Raw genomic sequence first — 25,294 nt, forward strand, 5'->3', positions numbered from 1 at the left:
ATGTCTGGCGGATGACCAAGGCCGAAATCGCCTTCTACACAGTATAGCGCCAAACAAATGCGGCCTTGCGCCCGCCAAAGGCGACGAGATGCCAAGCCCAGCCAGCCTGGGCGGCGTATGCGCTTGGCGTCAAGCCTTTGATTTTATGTTCTTTTCATCGGCATGCCCTTCACCCAAGGCGATGGCAACGCAGGGTGGCATGGCGCCATTAGCCTTGTCGTGGTCCCGAAAACCGCCCCCGGGCTCTTGAGCCCGAGAGCACGCTTTCTGGGCAAAATGCCTCAGGCCGGGATCCTGATGACGACGTCGGTAACTTCGCCATCCTTCAGTTCGACCGCCGAAACCTTGGTCTTAACCCCATTCAGCTCCAACGAAACCGCCTTGGCCTTATTGTCGCGGACGACACGAACCTTGAGTTCCGCCCCCAGCATCTTGAGGGTTGCCGAGTATCCGTCCCAATGGCGGGGGAGTTTTGGCTTGAACTGAACACGCTTGCCGCGCCGTTCGATGCCGAGGATCCCTTCGACCGCAGCCCTATAGAGCCAGCCGGCCGAGCCGGTGTACCAGGTCCAGCCGCCACGGCCACCCTTGTCGTCCCCGGCGTAGATGTCGGCCGCCACGACATAGGGCTCGACGCGATAGTGCTCGGCCGAGGCCTCGTCGGTCGCATGGTTGACCGGGTTCAGCATCGAGAAACAGCGATAGGCCTCGTCGGTCCGCCCCATTTCGGCGAGCGCGATGACGAACCACGTGGCGGCGTGGGTGTACTGGCCGCCATTTTCGCGGACACCGGGCGGATAGCTCTTGATGTAACCCGGTTCCTTGTCCGTCTTCGAGAACGGCGGCGTGAACAGCTTGACGATCTTGAGCTTGTCATCGACGAGCAGTTTGGTCGCGTGCTCCATCGCTGTCGTCGACCGGGCCGGATCGCCCTCTCCCGAAAGCACGCTCCAGGACTGTGCGATCGAGTCGATCTTGCACTCCTGCGAGGACCGCGACCCGAGCGGCGTGCCGTCGTCGAAGCTGCCGCGCCGGTACCATTCGCCATCCCATGCCGTGCTTTCAAGCGCCCGTTTCAGCGCATCGGCATGCTTTGCCCAGGCTTGCGCGTGCTTGGCATCGCCTTCGGTCTTGGCAATTGCGGCGAAGTCGCCCAGGGTCTTCAGCAGGAACCAGCCGAGCCAGACGCTCTCGCCGTTGCCGTGTTCGCCGACGCGGTTCATGCCGTCGTTCCAGTCGCCGCCGAGGATCAGCGGCAGCCCGGCGGGACTGCTGCGCTTGATGGCAAGATCGAGCGCCCGCGCGCAATGGTCGTAGAGCGACGCCGTCTTCTTCAAGATTTCCGGGGTGAAGAAGGCATCGTGCTCGCCCTCGCCCAGCGCCTGTCCATCGATGAACGGCAGTTGCTGCTTCAGGATGGTGGCATCGCCGGTGACCAGCAAATAGCGCGCCGTGGCGTGGGCCAGCCAGACCACGTCATCGGAAATCATGGTGCGCACGCCAGCCCCGGTGCGCGGCAGCCACCAATGCTGCACGTCGCCTTCGGGGAACTGCCGCCGCGCCGCATTGAGGATCTGGTCGCGTGCCAGTTGCGGATCATGCGCCAGCAATGCCAGCGTGTCCTGCAACTGGTCGCGGAAGCCGAACGCACCGCTTGCCTGGTAGAAGGCGGAGCGGGCGCGGATGCGGCAGGCGAGGCTCTGGTAGGGCAGCCAGTGGTTGACCATGGCGTCGAGCGCCTTGTCCGGCGTCTCGACCTGGATGGTGTCGAGGAAGTCGCGCCATTCGCGCTCGTTGTCGGCCAGCCGCCGGTCGAAATCCTTGACGCGGTGCTCCTGCACCAGGGCGCTGGCCTCCTCGACGGTCTCGGCATCGCCGAGCAGCCAGAGCAGCGTCACGTCGCCGCCGGCCGGGATTTCGATGTCGCGGGCAATCGCCGCGCAAGGATCGTCTCCAGCCTCGACACGGCCCGACAACGCCGCGCCGCCCAGCACCGCCTGTGGGAGTTCGCTGGAGCCATGCCGGCCGAGGAACTCCGAACGGTCGGTGGTCACCGAATGCACACCGCCGTCGGCGGCAAGGAAAGCCACTCGCTCGCTGAAATCGAGCCCGTAGGGGTTTTGCGCCAGCAACGCACCAGTGGCGGCGTCTCGGGACGGGACGATGGTTGCCGCTGTGCGCGACCGATGCCCGCCGAGCACCCATTCGGCATAGGCGTAGACACGCAGCCGCGCCGGCACCGAGCCCGAATTCTGGATGCGCAGCCGCGAGATCTTCACCGGGTCGATCGGGTCGACGACATGGGTGAGGTCCATCGACAACGGCCCGCGCCTCGAACGGAACGTCGAGAAACCCTGGCCGTGCCAGGCCTCGTAGGTCATCGAGGGGTCGCGTACCACGGCGGCGAGCGGCGAGAACGCCTTACCGCTGGCCTGATCGTAGATGTAGACGCCCTCGCCCGGCCGGTTCGAGACCGGATCATTCGACCACGGCGTCAGCTGGTAGTCGCGGCTGTTGCGACTCCAGGTGAAGGCGGCACCCTCGGCAGAGGTGTGGAAGCCGAACGAAGCGTTGGAGACGACGTTGATCCACGGCTGCGGCGTGGTGCGACGGCCAGCCAGACGAACGACATAGTGCCGCCCGTCGCCGTCGAAACCGCCAAAGCCATTCCATTGGCTGAGGCCGCTTCCATCGGCGCTGACATCCGCCACGGCCTGCGAGGCGTGCATCACGGGCACCGGCGACGGCAATTCGCGCGCGGCCGCCAATGCTGCCGGCTGCAGGGCGTCGCGCGCCTGCAGGGCGGCCGCCTCGGCCCGCTCGATCTGGTCGAAGATGGTGCCGTTGCGCGTGTGCAGGACGACGCGGGCGACAGCGAGCAGCGTCTTGTAGGTGATCTCGTCCATCAGGTCGCGGCGCACCGCGAAAATGTGCTGGCGAGGCCCGAGTTCCTTGCCGCGCAGTCGGCTGTTTTCGCACAGCGTCTCGACGGCCCGCTGCAGGTCCTGGACATAGGAGGAGGCCTGCTCGTTGACGACGACGAAGTCGATCATCATGCCGCGGGTGCGCATGTATTCCTGGAAACGCAGCGCCTGGGCGACGATTTCGAGATCGGCGACGTCGCCGATCCTGACCAGGAAGATCGGGAAATCACCCGAAATGCTGGTCGGCCACAGGCTCGACTGCTTGCCCAGCCCCGTGGCGATGGATTCGGCCGGAAGACGCAGGAACGGATCTGGATAGATCAAATAGCGCGCCAGTTTCTGCACATTGGCGGCATCGGTCAGGCTGAGGCCCATATGACGGGTCTGCACCTGGCTTCGCGTCCAGGCGAGCATGGCCTGGCGGGCAAAACTCTCCGGATGGTCAAGCCGGGCAAGGGCCTCTTCCAGTTCGGCGCGGCTGGCGCCGACGACGGTCCAGAAGGTCAGCGATATCTTCTTGTTGGCAGGCACACGCACCTGGCGGCGCAGCGCTGCGACCGGATCGAGCGTGAAACCCGAATGGCCGCCAAGCCTGGCGCCGGGGTCGAAGGCGGCCGCGTCGACGATGGTGCGGCCGCGGCCGATGAAGGCGCGCCGGTCGGTCTCGGCTTCGGCATCGCGCGCCGATCCGGACGGATCGGTGACGAAATGCACCATGGCGATATCGGGCTCGCTGGTCTCCCGCTTGCGCCGCGTCGCAAAGATCTGCGCGTTGTTCGATGCGATTTCGGTTTCCACGAACATCTTCGAGAAAGCCGGATGCGCGTTGTCCGACGCCTCCAGGCCGAGCACCAGTTCGGCAAAGGAGGTGACTTCAATGTGACGGTCGGACGGCCCGTCATTGTAGAGCGTGACCCGACGGCCCTCGCCATTGCCTTCCGAGATGACGATGCATTCGACTTCGGACCGCAACGTGCCCACCGATTTGACGAAGCTTGCCTTGTCGTCGGAGAACAAGGTCTGCGCCTTTTCCTCGGCCGCACGCTTCGGCTCGGCCGTGGCGGACCACCAATCGCCGGTGCCTGCGTCCCGCAGGAAGATGTAGGAGCCGAGCCGGTCCTCGGTTGGATCCGGCTGCCAGCGGGTGATGGAGAGATCGCCCCAGCGGCTGTAGCCCGAGCCGGTCGCGGTGACCATCACCGAATAGCGGCCGTTCGACATCACACTGGTCGACCGCAGCGACCGCAACGGATCGAGCACGATGCGGGTGTCGGGGCTCTCGACTTCCGTCTCGTCCTTGGAGCGCTCGTCGGCCTCGGTCCTGACGGTCGCGGTCGGGATGTCGCGCGGTGCCCTCTCCTGCAGCAGCAGTTCAGCCGATTCGATGACCGGGTCACTGTGGAAGCGATCGCGCATGCGGCCTTCGAAGATGGCGTCGGCGACGGCCACGATCGACATGCCCGAATGGTGGGCCATGTAGTTCTGCACGACGACATGATCGGTGCCTTCCGGCACGCGCTGCGGCGTGAAGTCGACAGCGTCGTAGTAACCGTGGCGGCCAAGCGCGCCGATCTCCCGCAGCCTGGCGAGATTCTGCACGGCTTCGCGCGGGTTGAACTGTGCCGCGAGCACGGTGGCATAGGGCGCGATCACCGTGTTCTGGCCAAGCCCGCGCTTCAGGCCGAGCCCGGGCACGCCGAAATTGGTGTACTGGTAAGTCAGTTCGCGGTCGCGGGCGTTGTAGGCCGCTTCCGAAATGCCCCACGGCACGTTCTTCTGGCGGCCATACTGGATTTGCCGCTTGATGATCAGCTTGCTGGTCTGGTTGAGAATGCTGCCTTGCGGCTCCTTCATCACCAGAGGCGGCATCAGGTATTCGAACATCGAGCCGGACCAGGACATCAGCGCGCCCTTGAAACCGATCTCGACGATCGGCCGGCCAAGCCGGAACCAGTGCTCGGTCGGCAGGTCGCCCTTGGCGATGGCGAACAGGCTGGTCAGCCGCGCCTCGGAAGCCATAAGGTCGTAGCAGCTTTCATCGAGCTGGTGCTCCTCGACACGGTAGCCGATCGACAGCAGCTTGCGTTCGGGCCGCATCAGGAAGGAAAAATCCATCTCGAAGGCGAAGCGCCGCGTGCGCTCGCGCAAGGTGAGCAGCTTGGCGCGCAGCGCCTCGACGGCATTGTCGTCGCTGTGCGCGTCATGGACATGCGCCTCGCAGGTGGCCTCGAGCCTGGCCGCCCAGTCGACGATGACGTCGCTCTGGGCCGACGCCGCCTCGGTGTGGATGGCGGTCGCGAGCTTGCGGATCTCGCCGGCCAGCACGGCCAGATTGATGGTGCGGATCGACGCCATTTCCGGCTGCGCCTTGATGGTGTCGACCGCGCGCCGCATGCCGTCGAGACGGTCGACGAGGCGCTGGCGCAGGGGTCGCAGCTGGCGGCGGTCGTCGGGCAGTTCGTCGAGGCTCTCGCTGAGGATGGTCACCGTGTCGAGAATGCCTTCGAAATCGCCCTGGAGATGGACCGAGGGCGCTTCCGCCCATTCGGCGCATGCCGCCGCCACCGCCACCAGATGACCGGCCAGATTGCCGCTGTCGACAACCGAGATGTAGAGCGGATAGAGCGGCTTCAGCGTCGTCGTGTCATACCAGTTGAAGAGGTGGCCACGGTCGCGCGGCATGCCCTCGATCGTCGTCATGGTGGCATCGATGCGGGTGATGGCGTCGGACAGGCTGATCCAGCCGAAGTCGCGGGCAGAGACGACGGACAGCAAGTAGACGCCGATATTGGTTGGCGAGGTGCGCGGCGCCACGACCGGCGCCGGGCTTTCCTGGAAATTGTCCGGCGGCAGATTGTGGTGCTCGGCCGTCACGAAGCTTTCGAAATAATGCCAGGTGCGCCGCGCCACCGTACGCAGCGCGTGGATATCGGCTTGCGATATGCGCAAGCGATCCTCGGTTTCGGCCGAACGGCTGATCCAGCTGGAGATGGCCGGCGACGCGATCCAGAACAGGGCGAAGAAGAAGGCGACGAAGGCGCCGGTGGAATCGGCCAGCACCGGGATGGCGAGGCCGACGAAGCCGATGATCACGGCGCCATACATCATGCCGTAGTAGGAGCCGACATCGTTGTCGCCCGCCTTGTGCGCCTGCGAGGCGGTGCGCCATTCCAGGAGGTTCTGGCGGCTGACGAACAGCCGGTAGAGCGTGCGGATGATGGCGTCGCCCATCATCCAGGCGTTATGCGCCATCAGCACGATCTTCAGCGCCACCATGGCGGTGCCGAAGGCGACGTCGCGTGCCAGGGCCGAGAAATGGCCGCGCGGCGTCTGGTCGCCGCTCTTTGGCAGGATGGCGTTGACGATGTCGAATGTCGGCGCCATGAACAGGCTGAGGATCAGCAGGGCCTGCCATTGCGCGGCCTGCGTGAAGGGCAGCAGCGTCCAGCCGGCGATCGCGGCCATGACCCAGAAGATCGGCGTCAGCGAGCGGCGCAGATTGTCGACCATCTTCCAGCGCGACAGAGCCGGCACGCCGGAGCGCGGATCGAGCATGAAGCCGAGAAGCTGCCAGTCGCCGCGTGCCCAGCGATGGTGGCGCGAGGCGTCGACCGAGTAACGGGTCGGATAGTCCTCGACCAGTTCGACGTCGGTGACCAGCGCCGAATGCGCCAGCGCGCCTTCCAGCAGATCGTGGCTGAGGATGGTGTTTTCCTCGATGCGGCCCTGTAGTGCTGCCTCGAAAGCATCGACGTGATAAAGGCCCTTGCCGGTGAAGGACCCGTCGCCGAAGACGTCCTGATAGAGATCGGAGACGGCAAAAACATAAGGGTCGAGGCCGCGATTGGCCGAGAACACCCGCTGGAAAAACGATGCATCGTCGCCGCTGGTCAGCGACGCGGTGATGCGCGGCTGCAGAATCGCGTAGCCGGCCGTGACAACACGCCTGGTAGCATCGAAATGCGGACGATTGAGCGGATGGCAGAGCTTGCCGACCAGGGTCGCGACCGCGTCACGGGTGGTGCGCGTGTCGGCATCGAGCGTCATCACATGGACGACGTTCTCGGGCAGCGGCACGTCGAGCGGCAGGAATGTGGTGTCGCTGTCGCCGCGCAGCAGAAGGTCGAGCTCATGCAGCTTGCCGCGCTTGCGTTCCCAACCCATCCAGGAGCCCTGCGCCGCATTGAAGAGCCGGCGCCGGTGCAGGATGTAGAAACGCGGCGCGCCTTCGGAGGGATAGCGGGCGTTGAGACGAGCGATCTCGGCGCGGGCGAATTCGAGGATTTCGGTATCGGCCGCATCGATTTCCGTCTTGCTGTCGGGCCAGTCCGAAAGCAGCGCGAAATAGATTTCATCCGCCGTGTTGGCGAGATGATGCACCTCGATGTTGCGGATGTTTTCCTCGACATCGTCGCGTGAACCGATCAGCGACGGCACCACCACCAGGGTGCGCGCCTCAGGCGGCACGCCGTGCCTGTAATCATAGCCAACGAGGCGCGTCGGTTTCAGGAACAGCGATACGACGGTGTTGAAGAAGGCGAGTGCGCCCTCGCTGGCCGGTACGGCAAACAGCGCCAGCATCACGACGATCGACGGCACCGACAGGCCGAGATTGGCCAGCGCGTTGCCGGTGAGGACGAGAAGCAGGGCCGTCAGCGCAAATACCGGTACGACGATGCCAAGCCATCCGGTCTTGCGGAAGGTGCGCTTGACCGTCTGGCTGATGGTCGGCCGATAGCCGATCGCCTTCTCCAGTTCCAGCCGGCGCGGACCGACGAGGAAGAAACCGACATCGGTGTGGGCGGATGCAACTTGGGTGGCCGCGCCTTCATCATCGCCCGATAGGGTCTCGGTGGCGGCGTGATCGGCTAGTTCGATGGCCTTCTCGGCGACGCGATATTCCGAAAGGTCGGAGCGGCGCGCCAGTTCCTCGATCGCGGTCCGGTACTGGTCACGCGAGAAGAAGTCGAGCGCGGCGAAATCGGTGCGCTCGCGCAGCACGGTATCGATGCGGCTGACGCCTTCGAACCACACCGTCCAGTCGACGTCGTTGATAAGGCGCAGGCCACGGATGATGTTTCCGGTCGTCACATTGCCGCTGGACAGCGTGTGATGTTCGGAAATGATGATTTCCTCGGCGTCGGAGCCGGTCTTTTCGAGCTCGCCTTCGAGCCATTCCAGGGCCTTGCCGGCATTCTGCGATCCATCGCGCAAGCGATAGAGCAGCTGGGTGGCGAAGGTGGTGTCCTGCGCATGAGCGCTGAATTTGGACAGGATCGCCTGCCGGTCCGGGCTGTCGTCGGTCGACAGAACCTTGTCGGCGACATCGTTGGCGATCTGGCGCATCTGGCGGGTGCGGTTGACCCTGACCGCCAGCCGGCGGAGATTTTCGATCAGGACGAAGCGCAGAAGCGACGGCAGCGCCCAGAGTTCGCCGATCTTCAGCGGCTCGAGCGACTGGAAGCCCTGGACGATGGACTTGAACATCGTCGCCGAGACGGAACTGTCCGAATGCGCCACATAGGTCCAGGCCAACGCCAGCGCGCGCGGCACGCTGCCGCCCTCGGGCAGTTTCAGGCTGGGCAGCTGCCGGTAGAAGCGGCGCGGCAGATCGCGCTTGACCTGGAAAATGGTTTCTTCGACCAGGTAATTGTTGTCGAGCAGCCACTGCGCCGCCGGCGTGATCGTCTCGCCCCTCGCCTGCGCGGCATTAGTCGAGCGGTAGACTTCCAAGATCTTCTTGGCGCTGTCGCGGATGCGAGCCTGAAAGTCGAACGACGTCAGGCCGAATAGATCGGTGAGATCGCCTTTTGCCAGGCTTTCGCCAAGCAGGCGAAGACGCTCTTCGGGCAGGAAATTGGATCGGATCGGCTCTTCCGTGATCGCTGGGAAGCTCGCGCTCGTCTTCTCGATCTGGGCAGGGGTCGTCTGAATATTCATTGAAAATTCCGTATGCGGACACTGAGCGGCGTCACCGCCACGGCAATGGCCCTAAAACCGATTCAAATGCAATTGGTTGCATAATCCCACTTGCTGAAAGTTTGTTTCCGCACCACGACAGGGCGTTATCTCTCAGCAAAAATTCCAAGACGAGCGCCCCTTCTCCCGTCAAGCTCGATCGACGGGGAGGATTCAGGCTTTTTCGTGATGCCGCCGATAGCTTACGCTATATTTCGCCGGCATCGCGATCATGTTTGGAAACAAGCGTTAATCGTTGCCGGAGATGCCGCCGATCCGGATCACGAACAGTGTCGTCTCCTGGACGGGCTGGATAAAGAGGCTGGCGGTGTCCGGGCCGGGCAGCAGCGTGTCGAGCGGTCCGAGGTGGACCGGCTCGGTGCCGGGGACGATGACTTCGCCGTTCAGACACAGGACGAGGGTCGTCCCGGTCCCGTTCCTGATTTCCACAGGGTTCGAAAGCGTAAGGCGTTCGACCGAATGCGTCATCCCGCTGCGGCGGGTCATGACATTGAGATCGGTGATCGGCCCGCCGATCAGCGCGGCCGCGGTCGCCACGTCAGCCGGGAAGGAAAGTGGGGCGGTCGCCCTGGTGACTGATATCGGCGGGCGGCCAGCAATATCCAGCACGATGCCCTCGCCTTCGAGCACTGCAAGCGTGCGATCGATACCGGCAAATTGCGAGAACGGACCGCTGCCTTCGACGCGCGCCATCGACACGCGCCAGTCGAAGTCATCGAGCCCGGCGTCGGCAGGCGAGACGGCGACCTCGGTCGTCACCCCGCCGCCGTTCTTCCACGGCATGGACTTGTACCCGGCTGCCCGCAGGACGCGCATCAGTCAGTCCATCACCCGAGAATGCCGGGCAGGTTGAGCTGGTGCTCCCTCGCGCATTCGACGGCGATGTCGTAGCCGGCATCGGCGTGGCGCATGACGCCGGTCGCCGGGTCGTTCCACAACACCCGCTCCAGGCGCCTGGCCGCTTCACGCGTACCGTCGGCGACGATGACCATGCCGGCGTGCTGTGAGAAGCCCATGCCGACACCGCCGCCATGGTGCAGCGACACCCAGGTGGCGCCCGATGCGGTGTTGAGCAGCGCGTTGAGCAGCGGCCAGTCGGACACCGCGTCCGAACCGTCCTTCATCGATTCCGTCTCGCGGTTCGGCGAGGCGACCGAGCCGGAATCGAGATGGTCGCGGCCGATGACGACAGGCGCCTTGAGCTCGCCCTTGGCCACCATCTCGTTGAAGGCGAGCCCGAGCCTGTGCCGGTCGCCAAGACCAACCCAGCAGATGCGCGCCGGCAGGCCCTGGAAGGCGATGCGCTCGCGCGCCATGTCGAGCCAGTTGTGCAGATGGGTATTGCCGGGCGTCAGTTCGCGAACCTTTGCGTCGGTCTTGTAGATATCCTCGGGATCGCCCGACAGGGCCGCCCAGCGGAACGGGCCGATGCCGCGGCAAAACAGCGGTCGGATATAGGCCGGCACGAAGCCGGGGAAGGCGAAGGCGTTCTCGAACCCCTCCTCCTTGGCCACCTGGCGGATGTTGTTGCCGTAGTCGAGCGTCGGCACGCCGGCGTTCCAGAACGCCACCATCGCCTCGACATGTTCGCGCATCGAGGCGCGGGCGGCTTTTTCAACTGCCTTCGGGTCGCTGACGCGCTTCTCACGCCACTCAGCCATCGTCCAGCCCTTGGGCAGATAGCCGTTGATGGGGTCGTGGGCCGAGGTCTGGTCGGTGACCATATCGGGGCGAATGCCGCGCCTGAACATTTCCGGAACGATCTCGGCCGTATTGCCGAGCAGGCCCACCGACTTCGCCTCGCCTGCCTTGGTCCAGCACTCGATCATCGCCATCGCCTCGTCGAGCGTCTCGGCCTTCTCGTCGACATAGCGGGTGCGCAGGCGGAAATCGATCGAATCCGGGTTGCATTCGATGGCCAGGCAGCAGGCGCCGGCCATGACTGCGGCGAGCGGCTGGGCGCCGCCCATGCCGCCGAGGCCGCCGGTCAGGATCCACTTGCCCTTGAGATCGCCGCCATAGTGCTGGCGGCCGGCCTCGACGAAGGTCTCGTAGGTGCCCTGCACGATGCCTTGCGTGCCGATGTAGATCCACGAGCCGGCCGTCATCTGGCCGTACATCATCAGGCCCTTCTTATCGAGCTCATTGAACTTTTCCCATGTCGCCCAGTGGGGCACCAGGTTGGAGTTGGCGATCAGCACGCGCGGCGCGTCTGGATGGGTGCGGAAGACGCCGACCGGCTTGCCCGACTGCACAAGCAAGGTCTCGTCATCGGCCAACGTCCTCAACGAGGCGACGATGCGGTCAAAGTCGTTCCAGGTGCGCGCCGCCCGGCCGATGCCGCCATAGACAACCAGCTCGTTGGGGTTTTCGGCGACGTCCGGGTCGAGATTGTTCATCAGCATGCGCAGCGGCGCCTCCGTCAACCAGGAGCGGGCGCTGATTTCCGTGCCGCGCGGGCTGCGGACTTCGCGGATGTTGTGGCGAGGATTGTTCATCATTGTCCCTTTCGAATGAGGTGCGCGGCGTTGCGGTGGCCGTCAGCACTGATCCAGGTGACCTGCTCATGGGCAGGGTCGGAAGTATCGATGGTCATGGCGTAGCAGGCCCAGACATCCGAAGGCGGCCATAGCGAGCAGTACTGGTCGCCACGAACATCCCAACGCCCGGGAGACTGGGTGCCGCCTTTTGTGTAGATGGTGGCTCCGCCGTCGTCGAAGCTCTGTGTCCAGTCCGGCCCTTCGACATGCGCGCCTTTCAAGGTGGCGAGGATATTGGCGCCCTTCATCTTCACCTCATCGGCTGACGCGCCGAAAACCAGCGTCGCTGCGAACAGAATGGCGAGAAAGCCGATCCTGGCATGGCGGTTCATGACATCCTCCCGATGTTTCGATGTCAGCTCTGCGCCCAGGTGATCGCGGTCTCGAGAATCTTCTTCAGCTTCGCAGCCATGGGTGCGGCGAACGCGGCATCATAGGGCACCGGCCAATTGTCCGGTTCACCCTTGCCCTCGGGCTCATGCAAGTAGCCGCGATCGGCAAGTTCCATCTGCAGGGCATGGAAGCCGCCTTGCGGATTGCCGAAGTAGCGCGTGATCCAGCCACCCTTGAAACGGCCGTTGATGACGTAGCTGTCGCCGCTTTCGGCCATGATCTGGCCGACCAGGCCCTGCAGCACCGGATCGGCGGTCTGGCCGTCATTGGTGCCGAGATTGAACACCGGCAGCGTGCCATAGAACAGGCGCGGCAGAACCGAGCGGATCGAGTGGCAATCATAGATGACGACCTTCTGATGCAGGCTGCGCAGCCTGGTCGCCTGAAACCCGAGCATTTCATGGTAGGGCGCGAAATATGACTGATAGCGCTGGCTGATTTCCGCCGGCGTCGGTTCCTCGCCGGGCAGGTAAAGAGGATCGCCGTCGAAAGTTTCTGTCGGGCAAAGCGTTGTCGTCGTCTGCCCGGGATAGAGCGAAGCGCCGGAGGGATCGCGGTTGACGTCGATGACGGTGCGCGAGATCGACGTATGCACGACCGTCGCGCCAAGGCCGGCGGCGAAATCGTAGAGCTGGTCGATCCACCAGTCGCAGTCGCGGCGACCGAGCCAGGGTGAGACCAGCCGGTTGTCGATGCCGGCGAGATCGATGCCGGTATGCGGGATCGACACCACCAGAGGTGCCGTGCCTTCCGTCACTGTCAGCCAGTCGGTCATGTTCAGGCTCCCGAGATCGAAGGCAGGGTTACCGCGCCGGCTGCCTTGACGGTCGCACCATTGCGCACCATGGCGATGGCTTTTTCCATGTCCGGATGGAAGTGGCGGTCATTGTCGAGATGCGGCACCTCGGCCCGGACCAGCTTGCGCACCGCTTCCAGGGCATTGCTCGATGCCAGTGGCGCATGGAAATCGCAGCCTTGCGCCGCGGCCAGCAATTCGATGCCGATCACCGCCGTCGCATTCTCGACCATGCCGATCAGCCGGCGCGCGCCATGCGCTGCCATCGAAACGTGGTCTTCCTGGTTGGCCGAGGTCGGGATGGAATCGACGCTGGCCGGATAGGCTTTCTGCTTGTTCTCGGAAACGAGCGCCGCCGCCGTCACCTGCGGGATCATGAAACCGGAATTCAAGCCGGGCTTGGGCGTCAGGAAGGCCGGCATGCCGGACAGCGCGGGGTCGACCAGCATGGCGATACGCCGCTCCGACAGCGAGCCGATCTCGCAGACGGCGAGCGCGATCATGTCGGCGGCAAAGGCCACCGGCTCAGCATGAAAATTGCCGCCGGAAAGTGCGGTATCGTCCTCGGCGAAAATCAGCGGATTGTCGGTGACGCCATTGGCCTCGGTGCCCAGCGTGTCCGCCGCCTGACGCAGGACGGTGAGTGCCGCACCCATCACCTGCGGCTGGCAGCGCAGGCAATAGGGATCCTGCACGCGCTCGTCGCCCACGCGGTGTGATTCACGGATGGCGCTGCCGGCCATCAGATTGCGCAGCGCATCCGCCGTCTCGATCTGGCCGCGATGCTTTCTCAGTTGATGGATGCGCGGATCGAAGGGCGCATCGGAGCCCTTTGCCGCATCGGTCGACAAGGCGCCGGCGACCAGCGCCGACTGGTAGAGCACTTCGGCCTCGAACAATGCAGCCAGCGCATAGGCCGTCGAGAATTGCGTGCCGTTGAGTAGTGCCAGGCCTTCCTTGGCGCCCAATGTCACTGGCTCCAGCCCGTGCGAGACGAAGGCGACCTTGGCCGGGAAACGGCCATGCGGGGTAAAGCATTCGCCGACGCCGATCATCACCGCCGTCATGTGCGACAGCGGGGCAAGGTCGCCGGAGGCGCCGACGGAGCCTTGCGCCGGCACCACCGGGATGACGTCGTTGGCCAGCATCGCTTCAAGCAACTCGATGGTCTGCGGCCGCACGCCGGAGGCGCCCTGCGCCAGGCTGGCCAGCTTCAGGGCCATCATCAGCCGGCAAACAGCGACCGGCATCGGCTCGCCGACGCCGGCAGCATGCGACAGCACGATGTTGCGCTGCAAGGTCTCGAGATCCGTGGCGGGGATGCGGACGCTGGCCAGTTTGCCGAAGCCGGTGTTGATGCCATAGACCGGCTCGCCCTTGGCGACGATCCTGGCGACCGCCTCGGCGCTCGCCTTGATTTTTGGCTTGCAGGCATCGTCAAGCTTGGGCACGGCGCCACGGTAGATGGCGCGCCAGTCGGCCAGCGTCGCATTGCCGGGCTTCAGGGTCAGTTCGGTCATTGTCCTCTCCAGATGCGGGCGTGCAGCGGGTTGAAGCCCATGCGGTAGACGAGTTCAGCGGGGCGCTCGATGTTCCAGATCGCAAGATCGGCGGATTTGCCGGCTTCGAGCGTGCCGGTCTCTCCCAGCAGGCCGAGCGCACGGGCGGCCTCGCGGGTTACGCCGGCCAGGCATTCGTCGACCGTCAGGCCGAACAGGGTCGCCGCCATGTTCATAGTCAAAAGCAGCGAGGTCAGCGGCGAGGTGCCGGGATTGTTGTCGGTGGCGACCGCCATTCTGACGCCGTGCTGGCGGAACAGGCTGACCGGCGGCTTCTTGGTCTCGCGAATGAAATAGTAGGCACCGGGCAGGATCGTCGCCACGGTTCCCGCCTTCGCCATGGCCACGGCGCCTGCCTCGTCGGTGTATTCGAGATGATCGGCCGACAGCGCATCATAGCGGGCGGCAAGTTCGGCGCCATGCAGGTTGGAGAGCTGGTCTGCGTGGAGCTTGACTGGCAAGCCTGCCGCCTTGGCGGCATCGAACACGAGCGCCGTCTGCTCCGGAGAAAAGGCAATGCCTTCGCAAAACCCGTCGACGGCATCGGCCAGCCCCTCGGCGGCGACCGCCGGGAGAATTTCTCTTGCGACCAGATCGATAAAGGCGTCCTTGTCGCCTTTGGCTTCCGGCGGCAACGCATGGGCGCCGAGGAAGGTCGTGCGGATCGTCACCGGCCGCTCACCGCCCAGCCGCCGTGCGGCGCGCAGCGACTTCTTTTCGTTTTCCAGATCGAGCCCATAGCCCGACTTTACTTCTACCGTCGTCACGCCCTCGGCGATCAGCGCATCGAGGCGCGGCAGCGACTGCGCGACCAGATCGCTCTCGCTGGCGGCACGCAATGATTTGACCGAGGAGACAATGCCGCCGCCGGCCCTGGCGACCTCTTCATAGGTGGCGCCGGCCAGCCGCATCTCGAATTCATTGGCGCGATTGCCGGCATGGACCAGATGGGTATGGCAGTCGATCAGGCCGGGCGTGATCCAGCGCTGCTCGCAATCGATCGTCTCGGCATTTTGGGCAAGCGCTGCGGGCATCCCCGATTCAGGGCCGGCATAAACAATGCGGCCATCACGAACCGCGACCGCGCCGTGTTCGACGACGCCAAGTCCGGCGGCTCCCTCGGCCATGGTCGCCAGGCGCGCATTGCGCCATAGACGAAGACCCCCTGCCCGGCTTTTGCTCTCTGCAGCCATCATCTTTTCCGTTTCAATCGGTGGCGATTATGTATATACATATTGAAACGCACTGCAAGTGCCATCATCGCATATGAGACAGGGAACCGGAGAGAAAAGTGACTGACATCTTCGCGGAACAGGCGCTTCTTCCCAATGGCTGGCACAGCAATGTGCGGATCACCTTGGCCAAGGGATGCATAACAACTGTCGAGCCGGGTGCGACCGCCGTGGCCGGCGACGAACGCCATGCGATCCTGCTGCCCGGCATGCCCAATTTGCACAGCCATGCTTTCCAGCGCGGCATGGCCGGATTGGCCGAGCTTCGCGGGCCTTCCGCCGACAGTTTCTGGAGCTGGCGCGAGGTGATGTATCGCTTCGCGCTGTCGATGACGCCCGACCAGGTCGAGGCGGTAGCCGCTCAGCTTTATGTCGAGATGCTTGAGGCCGGCTTTTCACGCGTCGGCGAATTTCACTATCTGCATCACGACCGCGATGGAAAACCCTATGCCAACCCTGCCGAGATGGCCGAGCGCATCGCGGCGGCGGCAGGCGAAACGGGCATCGGCCTGACACTGCTGCCGGTGTTCTACGCGCACTCTTCTTTCGGCGGGGCCGCGCCAAACGAAGGCCAACGGCGTTTCATCAACGATGTGAACCGCTTCTCCAGGCTTGTTGAGAAAAGCCGGGAATGCGTTCGCACTTTGAATCAAGCTGTTGTCGGCGTCGCTCCGCACAGTCTGCGCGCCGCGACAGTCGAGGAATTAACTGAGGTGGCCGCCATGGCGCCGGATGGGCCGATCCATATCCACGTCGCCGAGCAGGTGAAGGAAGTCGAGGACTGCCTTGCCTGGTCGGGCGCGCGACCAGTCGAATTCCTGCTGGCCAACGCGAAGGTGGACCAACGCTGGTGTCTCATCCACGCCACGCACATGACCGATGCCGAGACGGTCGCGATGGCCAGGAGCGGCGCGATCGCCGGCCTTTGTCCGATCACCGAGGCCAATCTTGGCGATGGCACTTTTGCAGCGCCGCTGTTCGGGGAGCATGGCGGCCGCTTCGGCGTCGGCTCCGATTCCAATGTGCTGATCGGCCTGCCCGACGAGTTGCGGCAGCTCGAATATTCGCAGCGCCTTGCGCACCGCGCCCGCAATGTGCTGGCGGTGGCCGGCGGCTCGACCGGACGCGCGCTGTTCGAGGCCGCGCTCGACGGCGGCAGCGCTGCCCTTGGGGCCGGCGCTTCGCAAATCGCCGCCGGTGCATCCGCCGATCTCGTCTCGCTCGACGGCAATCACCCCTCGCTGGCCGGCAAGACCGGTGACGCGATCCTCGACGCCTGGATCTTCGCCAATGGCAGCAAGGTCGACTGCGTCTGGGTGCATGGCAATAGACAAGTCAGCGGCGGCCGTCATGCGAGGCGCGAGGCCATCGCCGAGCGGTTTCGCAGCGTGATGACGGCGCTTTCGGCATGAGCATGATCGAGACAGCCGATGCGGAAGGCGGCCTCTCGCTGCACCAGCGCATCCTGTCGGACATCAGCGAAAAGATCCTGTCCGGCGCCTGGGCGCCCGGCCATCGCATCCCGTTCGAGCACGAACTGAGCGCGCAATACAATTGCTCGCGCATGACAGTGAACAAGGCGCTGTCGCAGCTTGCCAAGGCGGGGCTGATCGAGCGGCGCCGCCGCTCAGGCAGCTTTGTCCGCCAACCGCAGTCGCAAGCTGCGGTGCTGGAGATCCATGACATTCGGGTCGAGGTCGAAGCACTCGGCCTGCTTTATCGCTACGAGCGCGTGGCGCGCCACAAAAGGCGCAGTGACGCCGAGGATCGCGCCTTGCTGGAGCTTGGTGCCGCCGGGCCGGTGCTGGCATTGGAATGCCGGCATTTCGCCGGCAAGCGGCCGTTCGCGCACGAGCAGCGGCTGATCAACCTGACCGCCGTGCCGGAAGCATCAGACGAGGAATTCCTGGCCATCGCACCCAGCCCGTGGCTGATCGGCCGCGTGCCGTGGAGCGAAGCCGAGCACCGCATCCGTGCGGTCGGCGCCGACAAGCAGGTTGCAGCGGCACTCGACATTGCGGCCGGCGCGCCCTGCCTGGTGGTCGAGCGGCGGACCTGGAGTGCCGAACACCCGGTCACTTATGTGCGCTTCACCTACCCCGCCGACAGCCACACGCTGGTGGCGCGATTCAGGCCGTCGCAGGGGTAATTTTTACCCTCCCCCTTGTGGGGAGGGTCGCTGCGAAGCAGTGGGGTGGGGCGCCGACCCCTACCCGGACCTTCGTTCGACCTCCCCACGGGGGTGTAGAAGTCAAACCGCCGCCGTAATAATGATCTCGACCAGATATTCCGGTCCGGCAAGCTTTGCTTCGCCGGTGGCGCGGGCCGGCGTGTTGCCTTGCGGCACCCACTTGTCCCATTCCGCGTTCATTTCGGCAAAGGTGCTCATGTCGGCCAGCCAGATGATCGCCTGCAGGATCTTGGTCTTGTCCGAGCCGGCCTTGGCCAGCAGTCCGTCGATGGTCGCCAGGACATCCCTGGTCTGCGACGCGACGTTGCCGCCCGGCTGACCAACCTGGCCGGCCAGATAGACGGTATTGCCGTGGATGACGATCGGGCTCATGCGCGGGCCAACATCGATGCGACGAATGCTCATGGGAGGTTCCTTCCTTTGTGGTCGCGCTTCTTTAAAGTTGCGGCCGGCTTCGGGCAAGGTCGCCCAGTCAAATCCCTTGGCAAATCCCTTTGGGCCAAGGGCGTGTGATGTCCACACACGGCAAGTTGACCCGGCAGTCGCAATTCCGCCAGACTGGCTTGTTGACTAATGTAATAACATCACATATCCAATCGGCCGCTACCAGCAGCCGCATTTCGCTGCCCTCACGGATCGCAGAATGACAAATACCTGCCTGACCTTCCGCGACCTGACGCTTGGCTACGGCAGCCACCCGGCGATCCATCATCTTGACGGTAAGATTCGCAAAGGCTCGCTGACTGCCGTGGTCGGCGCCAACGGCTCCGGCAAATCGACGTTGATGAAAGGCATTGTCGGCGTCCTGAAACCGATGGCCGGCGAGGTCATCCGCGCGCCTGGCGTGCGTGCCGCCTACCTGCCGCAGCAGTCGGAACTCGACCGCTCCTTCCCGGCGCGGGTGGTTGACCTGGTCTCGCTCGGCCTGTGGCCACGGCGGGGCCTGCTCGGTCGTCACACCAGGGAAGATCGCGATTCCGTCAGCCAGGCGCTGATGGCCGTCGGTCTCGGCGGCTTCGAAAAGCGGCCGATCGACACGCTGTCAGGCGGCCAGTTGCAACGCACGTTGTTTGCGCGAGTGCTGCTGCAGGACGCGGACCTCATCCTGCTCGACGAGCCGTTCAACGCGGTCGACGCCAAGACGGTCGGCGACCTGATCGCGCTGATCAAGCATTGGCATGGCGAAGAGCGTACCATCCTGGTCGTCGTCCACGATCTGGACCTGGTGCGCCAGAATTTCCCCGAAACGCTGCTGCTGGCCCGCCAGCCGATTGCCTGGGGCGAGACCAGGGAAACGCTGAAGCCGGAGAACCTGTTGCGCGCCCGCCGCTTCCACGAAGCCTGGGAAGAGAATGCGCCCTGGTGCGAGCCGGACGGGCATGCTCATGACCACGATCACGACCATCATGGCCACGCTCACGGGCATGACCATCACCACGGCGCCGGACCGAGGGCTGCCTGATGGACACGCTTTACGGTCTCTTCATCGCGCCCTTCGCCGATTTCGGCTTCATGCAGCGGGCGCTGATCGGTTCGCTGATGCTGTCGCTCGGCGCCTGCCCGGTTGGCGTGTTCCTGATGCTGCGGCGCATGAGCCTGTCCGGCGACGCCATGGCGCATGCCATCTTGCCGGGTGCCGCCGCCGGCTTTCTGCTCTACGGCCTGGAAATCCTGCCGATGACCATTGGCGGGCTGATCGCCGGCGTCATCGTGGCGCTCGGCGCTGGCGCCGTCTCGCGCTTCACCATCCAGCGCGAAGACGCCTCGATGGCAGCCTTCTATCTGATTTCGCTCGCCATCGGCGTCTTGATGGTGTCGATCCGCGGCTCCAGCGTCGATCTCATGCATGTGCTGTTCGGCACCGTGCTGGCGCTCAACAACGAAGCGCTGACGCTGATCGGCGGCATTGTGGCGGTGACGCTGGTCAGCCTCGCCATCTTCTGGCGGGCGCTGGTCGCCGAATGCCTCGATCCGCTGTTCCTGCGCTCGGTCAGCCGGCTCGGCAGCCCGGTGCATTTCATCTTCCTTGGCCTCGTCGTGCTCAACCTTGTCGGCGGCTTCCAGGCGCTCGGTACGCTTCTATCGGTCGGACTGATGATGCTGCCGGCGGCAGCCGCCCGTTTCTGGACCGTGCGCGTCGAGCCGATGTGCGTGCTGGCGGTGCTGATCGGCTTTGCCTCCTGCATCGCCGGGCTGCTTCTGTCCTATCACGCGTCGCTGCCGTCCGGCCCGGCCATCATCCTGTCGGCCGGCGTGGTCTATTTCGCCTCGATCCTGTTCGGCACGCGCGGCATCCTGCGCGCCCGCATCGTCCATCACCGTCACAGAACGGCCTGATCCCCCGCCCCAAAAGGAGACCTGTCCATGCTGAAATCGATCCGCGCCGCCCTGGCGATGAGCGTTATAACATTAACTGCCATTGGCGCCTCGCCGGCTTTCGCAGCACCGCTGAAAGTGGTCGCCAGCTTCACCGTCATTGCCGATTTTGCCAAAAATGTCGGTGGCGACCGCATCGATGTCACCACCATCGTCGGACCGGACGGCGATGCCCATGTCTACGAGCCGAGCCCGGCTGACGCGGTGGCGATGGCCAAGGCCGACATCGTGCTGGTCAATGGCCTGCATTTCGAGGGTTTTCTGCAGCGGCTGGTCGATGCCAGCGCCACCAAGGCGTCGATCGTCACCTTGACCAAGGGCGTGACGCCGATCGATTTCAAGCCTGAATTCGCCGACGCCGACGCCGCCGAAGGTGCCGGCACCGGCAGCGGCAAGACGGTCACCGATCCGCACGCCTTCCAGTCAATCGCCAATGCCAAGATCTACGTGACGAACATCGCCGAAGCCTTCTGCGCCGCCGACTCCGACGGCTGCGTCAGCTACCAGACCAATGCCGCCGCCTACACAAAGAAGCTCGACGCGGTAGAAGGCGAAGTGAAGGCCGCGATCGCCTCGATCCCCGAAGCGAAGCGCGTCGTCATCACCTCGCATGACGCCTTCGGCTATTTCGAGCACGAATACGGCCTGACCTTCCTCGCCCCGCAAGGCATCTCGACCGACTCCGAACCGTCCGCCGCCGATGTCGCCAGGCTGGTCGACCAGGTGAAGCAGGACAAGGCGGCGGCGATCTTCGTCGAGAACATCACCAACCCGCGCCTGATCGAGCAGATCGCCAGCGAGACCGGCATCAAGGTCGGCGGCACGCTCTATTCGGATGCGCTGTCGCAGCCCGACGGCCCGGCCTCGACCTATATCGACATGATGCACAACAACATCCGTCAGATCAAAGGCGCCATCCTCGGCAGCTGACGCGGCATTCCATCCGGCCGGGTCGAGACAAGCCTGGCCGGATTCTACCTGATGGGTGTTGCCGGTTCCGCTGGAGAGTGGCAAGACTTCTCGCCAAATCAGATTGCGAGGATACTGCCATGGAATATCGCGAAATCAGCGACGACTATTCGGTCTCGGGCCAGATTCAGCCCGAAGACGTCACCGCTATCAAGGAAGCCGGCTTCAAGAGCGTCATCTGCAACCGGCCCGATGACGAGCAGCCCGGCCAGCCTTCGGCTGACACGCTCAAAGCGGCGGTCGAGGCCGCCGGCATGGCCTTCCGCTACATCCCCGTCATCAGCGGCCAGATCACGGCCGAAAATGTCGAGGACCAGGCCGAAGCGCTTGACGAACTCGATGGCCCGGTGTTCGCCTATTGCCGCTCGGGTGCGCGCTGCACAAATCTGTATGGGTTGATCCAGCAGTCGAAGGGTTAAATCGACCCAAGGTTCAAATCGGCAGCGCGCCGGTTTCCTTCAGCGTCTCGAGCACGATCGCCGTCTTCACATGCTGGACGGATTCGTGCGGCAGCAGCACACCGTTGACGAATTCCGATAGCGACTTCAGGTCGGGCGTCACCACTTTCAGGATGTAGTCCATCTCGCCCGTCAGTGCGTGCGCTTCCTGCACCTCGGGCAACCGCGCGACCAGTTCGCCAAAGCGCCTGGCATTGTCGCGGTTGTGGGTGGCTAACGTCACCGAGATGACGTTGACCAGGGAAAAGCCGAGTTTGTCGCGGTCGAGCACGGCGTGATAGCCCTTGATATAGCCGTCCTCCTCCAGCCGCTGGCGGCGGCGCGAGCATTGTGACGCCGACAGGTTCACCCGCTCCGACAAATCGTTGTTGGTCAGCCCCGCATCGCCCTGCAAGAGCGCCATTATCTTGCGGTCAAATTGATCAATGCGCGTCTCATCCATGGAGTTCTGCCCTTTCGTGCACGCTTTACGCATGAACTGATCATTTCAAGCGTTTGAATGCAAGCACCATGCGCCGGCTCCGCGCTATGATGACGTCAGGTGGCCGTTTCAGGCCAAGCCATATCCGGAGAACTATCATGGGCCCCTTCCCGCACGACGCCCCGCCCGCCAAGATCAGCAAGGACAACCCCGCCGGCACGGATGGGTTCGAGTTTGTCGAGTTCGCGCATCCGGAGCCGGAAAAGCTCGCCGAACTGTTCACCCGCATGGGCTATGTCGCAGTGGCCAAGCACCGCACGAAAGACATCACCGTCTGGCGCCAGGGCGACATCAACTATGTCGTCAATGCCGAACCGGGCTCGCATGCGATGAAGTTCGCCGACAAGCACGGCCCTTGTGCTGCATCGATGGCCTGGCGGGTGGTCGATGCCAAGCACGCTTTCGACCACGCCGTTGCCAAGGGCGCCACGCCTTACGAAGGCGACGACAAGGCGCTCGACGTGCCGGCCATCGTCGGCATTGGCGGCTCGCTGCTGTATTTCATCGACACTTATGGCAAGAAGGGCTCGGCCTATGATGCCGAGTTCGAGTGGCTCGGCGCGCGCAACCCTCGGCCGCAAGGCGTCGGCTTCTATTTTCTCGACCACCTCACCCACAATGTCTATCGCGGCCAGATGGACAAATGGTGGGATTTCTACCGCAATTTGTTCGGCTTCAAGCAGATCCATTTCTTCGATATCGACGGCAAGATCACCGGCCTGGTCAGCCGCGCCATCACCTCGCCTTGCGGCAAGATCCGCATCCCGCTCAACGAATCCAAGGACGAGACCAGCCAGATCGCCGAGTATCTGAAGAAGTACAATGGCGAAGGCATCCAGCACATTGCGGTGGGCACCGACGAGATCTACGCCGCCACCGACCGGCTGGCCGAGAACGGACTGAAGTTCATGCCCGGCCCGCCGGAAACCTATTACGACATGTCCTATGATCGCGTGAACGGCCACGACGAGCCGATCGAACGCATGAAGAAGCACGGCATCCTGATCGACGGCGAAGGCGTGGTCGACGGCGGCATGACCAAGATCCTGCTGCAGATCTTTTCGAAAACCGTTATCGGGCCGATCTTCTTCGAGTTCATCCAGCGCAAGGGCGACGAAGGCTTTGGCGAGGGTAATTTCCGCGCCCTGTTCGAATCGATCGAGCAGGACCAGATCAAGCGCGGCGTGATCAAGGTTCAGGCGGCAGAGTAGGCTTCAGGTCGAGCGGATAGCGCATGACCCTGGTTTCGGGTCATGCGCCAAATCAGATCTTGAGGCCCAGCCGCTCGACCTCTTCTTTCCTCAGCCTCATATCGTAGTCGAGCAGGAATTCATCGAGCTGTGGCGGCGCGACCGACGTGCCGGAAAGCATCGCGTGCACCTGGCCGCGATGGTGGATGTCATGCAGGAAGACGTGAGCGAGGATGTCGCCGATGCGCTCGGGGATCATGCCGTCCTTGCGCCGGTCGGTGACGACCTGACGATCGAGATCGGCTGCCGAGAGCCGGTCGCAAAAAGCGATCAGGCGACGGTCCGCGGCGACCTGTGCGGCAAACAACGCCTGCGGCTCGTCGATTGGCACAAAATCGTCATGGGCGGCAGCACCGACGCCACCCTCTTCGAGAAAATCAAGATAGAGAAGATCGACCGCAAGGATGTGGTTGAGCGTCGCCTCGATCGACGGGAAGAAGCTGGTGCGTTCGGCTGCGAATTCGCCGGGCGTGAGCTGCAGAACAGCACGGTACAGCCGATCGTTCGACCAGAGATTGTTGCCGGCCATGCGGCGCAGATGGTCCAGCAGGTTCATCCGGCTGACCGAACCAGATACAGACCCGCCCACATAACCGCAAATCCGGCGAGAACGACCAGCAGCAGCCTGTTCATGCGCCGCCGCAAGCCTTGCGTTTCGGCGTCCCGCGCGACTTTCATGTTGGTGATGGTGTGGAACATCATCGCCTTGCGCGGAAAGCCGCTGCGGTTGGTCAGGTCCGGCGAGCGCGCCTCGATGCGGTAGCTCAACCGGATCGCCAGGATGAAGACAGCCAATATGGCAAGCGCCCAGACGCCACTGAGAAGGTAGAATATCTCGCCTGTCATACTCTTATCTACAAGCTTAGCTTTTCGCCCGAAAACATCAACAATCCCACCCCGATTAAAGTCAGAGAAAGCCCAATCATGCACCACCACCGTGATTTCGGATTGCTGAAAAACGCGCGCCATAGCTCGTTAGGTCGTGCACTCTGCCCGAGCATGTCCCTGTTGTGAACGTCGTAATCGGTCCTGAAGCTGATCATCCCACCGATAGTCCACGAAACGACCCCGCCAAGAATCAGGACCAATCCGAACGTTGGCAAATTACTCATCCGCGTCCCTCACCTCTCGTATTTCTCGACCTTCTGCTCGATGGCGCCGAAGATCGAATGACCGGTCCTGTCCTTCATCTCGATGCGCACCGTGTCGCCGAAGCGCAGGAACGGCGTTTTGGGCGCGCCTGATACAATGGTCTCGATCATGCGCAGTTCGGCGATGCAGGAATAGCCGGCGCCGCCGGCCGAGACAGGCTTGCCTGGCCCGCCGTCGAGCTTGTTGGAGACGGTGCCGGAACCGATGATCGTACCCGATACCAGCGGCCTCGTCCTTGCGGCGTGGACGATCAGGGCCGGAAAATCGAAGGTCATGTCGACGCCCGCATTGGCCCGGCCGAACGGCTTGCCGTTGAGGTCGGCGAGCAGCGGCAGGCTGACCTTGCCGCCATCCCAGGCGTCGCCCAATTCATCGGGCGTCACCGCGGCAGGTGAAAACGCCGAGGACGGCTTTGATTGGAAGAAGCCGAAACCCTTGGCGAGCTCCGGCCCGGTGAGCGCGCGCAGCGTCACGTCGTTGACCAGCATCACCAGCCGGATCGCGGCGCGTGCCTCATCGAGGCTGGCGCCCATAGGTACGTCGTCGACAATGACAGCGACTTCCCCTTCCATGTCGATGCCGAAGGCCTCGTCGGCCATGCGGATCGGATCACGCGGCGCGATGAAGGAATCCGAGCCGCCCTGGTAGATCAGCGGGTCGGTCCAGAAACTCGCCGGCATCTCGACGCCACGCGCTTTCCGCACCAGTTCGACATGGTTCACATAGGCCGCGCCATCGGCCCATTGATAGGCACGCGGCAGCGGTGAGTGCGCGTCATGCTCGTGGAAGCGCTCCGACGGCACCGCGTTGTTCTCCAGCGATTCCGCTATTGTCGCGAGGTGCGGGGCGATGCGCCGCCAGTCGTCCAGCGCTGCCTGCAGGGTGCGCACCAGGAACGAGGCGTCGGTGAAGCGTGTCAGGTCGCGCGAGACGACGACGAGTTTTCCGTCACGCGTCCCATCCTTCAGTGTGGCAAGCTTCATGCGGTTTCCTC

19 protein-coding genes are annotated in these 25,294 nt (G+C 63.9%); 7 read left to right on the forward strand and 12 right to left on the reverse strand.

What is annotated here, in order from left to right; translation table 11 throughout:
* Window positions 1-281: 281 nt before the first annotated feature.
* The 7 genes from CGZ66_RS17545 to hutI form a co-directional block, all read right to left on the reverse strand.
* On the reverse strand, window positions 282-8,864 hold the full coding sequence (locus CGZ66_RS17545) for a glycoside hydrolase family 94 protein (protein ID WP_095085830.1): 8,583 nt from the start codon (window positions 8,862-8,864) through the stop codon (window positions 282-284).
* 267 nt (window positions 8,865-9,131) lie between these two features.
* Window positions 9,132-9,719 carry a HutD/Ves family protein gene (locus tag CGZ66_RS17550; RefSeq protein ID WP_095085833.1) on the reverse strand — a complete coding sequence of 196 codons (588 nt, stop codon included), beginning with the start codon at window positions 9,717-9,719 and terminating at the stop codon, window positions 9,132-9,134.
* A gap of 11 nt (window positions 9,720-9,730) precedes the next feature.
* Window positions 9,731-11,404 (reverse strand): urocanate hydratase, encoded by a 1,674-nt coding sequence (gene hutU / locus CGZ66_RS17555; protein ID WP_206073724.1) that lies wholly within the window; start codon window positions 11,402-11,404, stop codon window positions 9,731-9,733.
* Window positions 11,401-11,775, reverse strand: coding sequence for a hypothetical protein (locus CGZ66_RS17560; RefSeq protein ID WP_095085839.1), 375 nt, complete (start codon window positions 11,773-11,775; stop codon window positions 11,401-11,403). Before CGZ66_RS17560 ends, hutU begins: the two co-directional genes overlap by 4 nt.
* A 23-nt stretch (window positions 11,776-11,798) precedes the next feature.
* Window positions 11,799-12,611, reverse strand: coding sequence for an N-formylglutamate deformylase (gene hutG / locus CGZ66_RS17565; protein WP_095085842.1), 813 nt, complete (start codon window positions 12,609-12,611; stop codon window positions 11,799-11,801).
* Between the two features lie 2 nt (window positions 12,612-12,613).
* The gene (gene hutH, locus CGZ66_RS17570) at window positions 12,614-14,152 is read right to left on the reverse strand and encodes a histidine ammonia-lyase (protein WP_095085845.1); all 1,539 of its coding nucleotides are present in this window, start codon (window positions 14,150-14,152) and stop codon (window positions 12,614-12,616) included.
* Complete coding sequence (hutI, locus tag CGZ66_RS17575; RefSeq protein ID WP_095086669.1) at window positions 14,149-15,384, reverse strand: imidazolonepropionase; 1,236 nt, start codon at window positions 15,382-15,384, stop codon at window positions 14,149-14,151. Before hutI ends, hutH begins: the two co-directional genes overlap by 4 nt.
* Window positions 15,385-15,482: 98 nt before the next feature.
* Between hutI and CGZ66_RS17580 the strand changes: the two genes are divergently transcribed.
* The gene (locus CGZ66_RS17580; RefSeq protein WP_095085848.1) at window positions 15,483-16,835 is read left to right on the forward strand and encodes a formimidoylglutamate deiminase; all 1,353 of its coding nucleotides are present in this window, start codon (window positions 15,483-15,485) and stop codon (window positions 16,833-16,835) included.
* Complete coding sequence (hutC, locus tag CGZ66_RS17585) at window positions 16,832-17,572, forward strand: histidine utilization transcriptional repressor HutC (protein WP_095085851.1); 741 nt, start codon at window positions 16,832-16,834, stop codon at window positions 17,570-17,572. Before CGZ66_RS17580 ends, hutC begins: the two co-directional genes overlap by 4 nt.
* Window positions 17,573-17,674: 102 nt before the next feature.
* Here the strand turns inward: hutC and CGZ66_RS17590 are convergent, their stop codons facing one another.
* Entirely contained in the window at window positions 17,675-18,019 is a 345-nt protein-coding gene (locus CGZ66_RS17590) for a RidA family protein (protein ID WP_095085854.1), read from the reverse strand.
* Window positions 18,020-18,257: 238 nt separating this feature from the next.
* Here CGZ66_RS17590 and aztA point away from each other — a divergent pair, with 238 nt between their 5' ends.
* From aztA to CGZ66_RS17610, 4 genes are all read left to right on the forward strand, one after another.
* Window positions 18,258-19,076, forward strand: coding sequence for a zinc ABC transporter ATP-binding protein AztA (aztA, locus tag CGZ66_RS17595; protein ID WP_095085856.1), 819 nt, complete (start codon window positions 18,258-18,260; stop codon window positions 19,074-19,076).
* Complete coding sequence (gene aztB / locus CGZ66_RS17600) at window positions 19,076-19,951, forward strand: zinc ABC transporter permease AztB (protein WP_095085859.1); 876 nt, start codon at window positions 19,076-19,078, stop codon at window positions 19,949-19,951. Before aztA ends, aztB begins: the two co-directional genes overlap by 1 nt.
* 27 nt (window positions 19,952-19,978) lie before the next feature.
* The gene (gene aztC / locus CGZ66_RS17605) at window positions 19,979-20,920 is read left to right on the forward strand and encodes a zinc ABC transporter substrate-binding protein AztC (RefSeq protein ID WP_095085862.1); all 942 of its coding nucleotides are present in this window, start codon (window positions 19,979-19,981) and stop codon (window positions 20,918-20,920) included.
* A gap of 119 nt (window positions 20,921-21,039) precedes the next feature.
* Window positions 21,040-21,378 (forward strand): protein tyrosine phosphatase family protein, encoded by a 339-nt coding sequence (locus CGZ66_RS17610; protein WP_095085865.1) that lies wholly within the window; start codon window positions 21,040-21,042, stop codon window positions 21,376-21,378.
* A 13-nt stretch (window positions 21,379-21,391) separates the two neighbouring features.
* Here CGZ66_RS17610 and CGZ66_RS17615 read toward each other — a convergent pair whose 3' ends face one another.
* Window positions 21,392-21,859, reverse strand: a complete 468-nt coding sequence (locus CGZ66_RS17615) for an Lrp/AsnC family transcriptional regulator (protein ID WP_095085868.1) — start codon at window positions 21,857-21,859, stop codon at window positions 21,392-21,394.
* Window positions 21,860-21,996: 137 nt separating this feature from the next.
* Between CGZ66_RS17615 and hppD the strand changes: the two genes are divergently transcribed.
* The gene (hppD, locus tag CGZ66_RS17620) at window positions 21,997-23,109 is read left to right on the forward strand and encodes a 4-hydroxyphenylpyruvate dioxygenase (protein WP_095085871.1); all 1,113 of its coding nucleotides are present in this window, start codon (window positions 21,997-21,999) and stop codon (window positions 23,107-23,109) included.
* 52 nt (window positions 23,110-23,161) lie between these two features.
* Here the strand turns inward: hppD and CGZ66_RS17625 are convergent, their stop codons facing one another.
* The 3 genes from CGZ66_RS17625 to CGZ66_RS17640 all read right to left on the reverse strand — a co-directional run bounded on the left by CGZ66_RS17625 (window position 23,162) and on the right by CGZ66_RS17640 (window position 25,283).
* On the reverse strand, window positions 23,162-23,704 hold the full coding sequence (locus CGZ66_RS17625; protein WP_095085874.1) for a DinB family protein: 543 nt from the start codon (window positions 23,702-23,704) through the stop codon (window positions 23,162-23,164).
* On the reverse strand, window positions 23,701-23,994 hold the full coding sequence (locus CGZ66_RS17630; protein WP_095085877.1) for a hypothetical protein: 294 nt from the start codon (window positions 23,992-23,994) through the stop codon (window positions 23,701-23,703). Before CGZ66_RS17630 ends, CGZ66_RS17625 begins: the two co-directional genes overlap by 4 nt.
* A gap of 275 nt (window positions 23,995-24,269) precedes the next feature.
* Window positions 24,270-25,283, reverse strand: a complete 1,014-nt coding sequence (locus CGZ66_RS17640) for a fumarylacetoacetate hydrolase family protein (RefSeq protein ID WP_095085883.1) — start codon at window positions 25,281-25,283, stop codon at window positions 24,270-24,272.
* Window positions 25,284-25,294: the final 11 nt, after the last annotated feature.

Origin of the sequence: Mesorhizobium sophorae, from assembly GCF_002270415.1 — a bacterium.
GTDB classification, from domain to species: Bacteria; Pseudomonadota; Alphaproteobacteria; order Rhizobiales; family Rhizobiaceae; genus Mesorhizobium; species Mesorhizobium sophorae.

Excerpts from the sequence above, each read along its gene's own strand:
- CGZ66_RS17545 (WP_095085830.1), bottom strand. The coding sequence starts at position 8,864 with ATGAATATTCAGACGACCCCTGCCCAGATCGAGAAGACGAGCGCGAGC.
- CGZ66_RS17550 (WP_095085833.1), bottom strand. The coding sequence starts at position 9,719 with ATGCGCGTCCTGCGGGCAGCCGGGTACAAGTCCATGCCGTGGAAGAAC.
- hutU (WP_206073724.1), bottom strand. The coding sequence starts at position 11,404 with ATGATGAACAATCCTCGCCACAACATCCGCGAAGTCCGCAGCCCGCGC.
- CGZ66_RS17560 (WP_095085839.1), bottom strand. The coding sequence starts at position 11,775 with ATGAACCGCCATGCCAGGATCGGCTTTCTCGCCATTCTGTTCGCAGCG.
- hutG (WP_095085842.1), bottom strand. The coding sequence starts at position 12,611 with ATGACCGACTGGCTGACAGTGACGGAAGGCACGGCACCTCTGGTGGTG.
- hutH (WP_095085845.1), bottom strand. The coding sequence starts at position 14,152 with ATGACCGAACTGACCCTGAAGCCCGGCAATGCGACGCTGGCCGACTGG.
- hutI (WP_095086669.1), bottom strand. The coding sequence starts at position 15,384 with ATGGCTGCAGAGAGCAAAAGCCGGGCAGGGGGTCTTCGTCTATGGCGC.
- hutC (WP_095085851.1), top strand. The coding sequence starts at position 16,832 with ATGAGCATGATCGAGACAGCCGATGCGGAAGGCGGCCTCTCGCTGCAC.
- CGZ66_RS17590 (WP_095085854.1), bottom strand. The coding sequence starts at position 18,019 with ATGAGCATTCGTCGCATCGATGTTGGCCCGCGCATGAGCCCGATCGTC.
- aztA (WP_095085856.1), top strand. The coding sequence starts at position 18,258 with ATGACAAATACCTGCCTGACCTTCCGCGACCTGACGCTTGGCTACGGC.
- aztB (WP_095085859.1), top strand. The coding sequence starts at position 19,076 with ATGGACACGCTTTACGGTCTCTTCATCGCGCCCTTCGCCGATTTCGGC.
- aztC (WP_095085862.1), top strand. The coding sequence starts at position 19,979 with ATGCTGAAATCGATCCGCGCCGCCCTGGCGATGAGCGTTATAACATTA.
- CGZ66_RS17610 (WP_095085865.1), top strand. The coding sequence starts at position 21,040 with ATGGAATATCGCGAAATCAGCGACGACTATTCGGTCTCGGGCCAGATT.
- CGZ66_RS17615 (WP_095085868.1), bottom strand. The coding sequence starts at position 21,859 with ATGGATGAGACGCGCATTGATCAATTTGACCGCAAGATAATGGCGCTC.
- hppD (WP_095085871.1), top strand. The coding sequence starts at position 21,997 with ATGGGCCCCTTCCCGCACGACGCCCCGCCCGCCAAGATCAGCAAGGAC.
- CGZ66_RS17625 (WP_095085874.1), bottom strand. The coding sequence starts at position 23,704 with ATGAACCTGCTGGACCATCTGCGCCGCATGGCCGGCAACAATCTCTGG.
- CGZ66_RS17630 (WP_095085877.1), bottom strand. The coding sequence starts at position 23,994 with ATGACAGGCGAGATATTCTACCTTCTCAGTGGCGTCTGGGCGCTTGCC.
- CGZ66_RS17640 (WP_095085883.1), bottom strand. The coding sequence starts at position 25,283 with ATGAAGCTTGCCACACTGAAGGATGGGACGCGTGACGGAAAACTCGTC.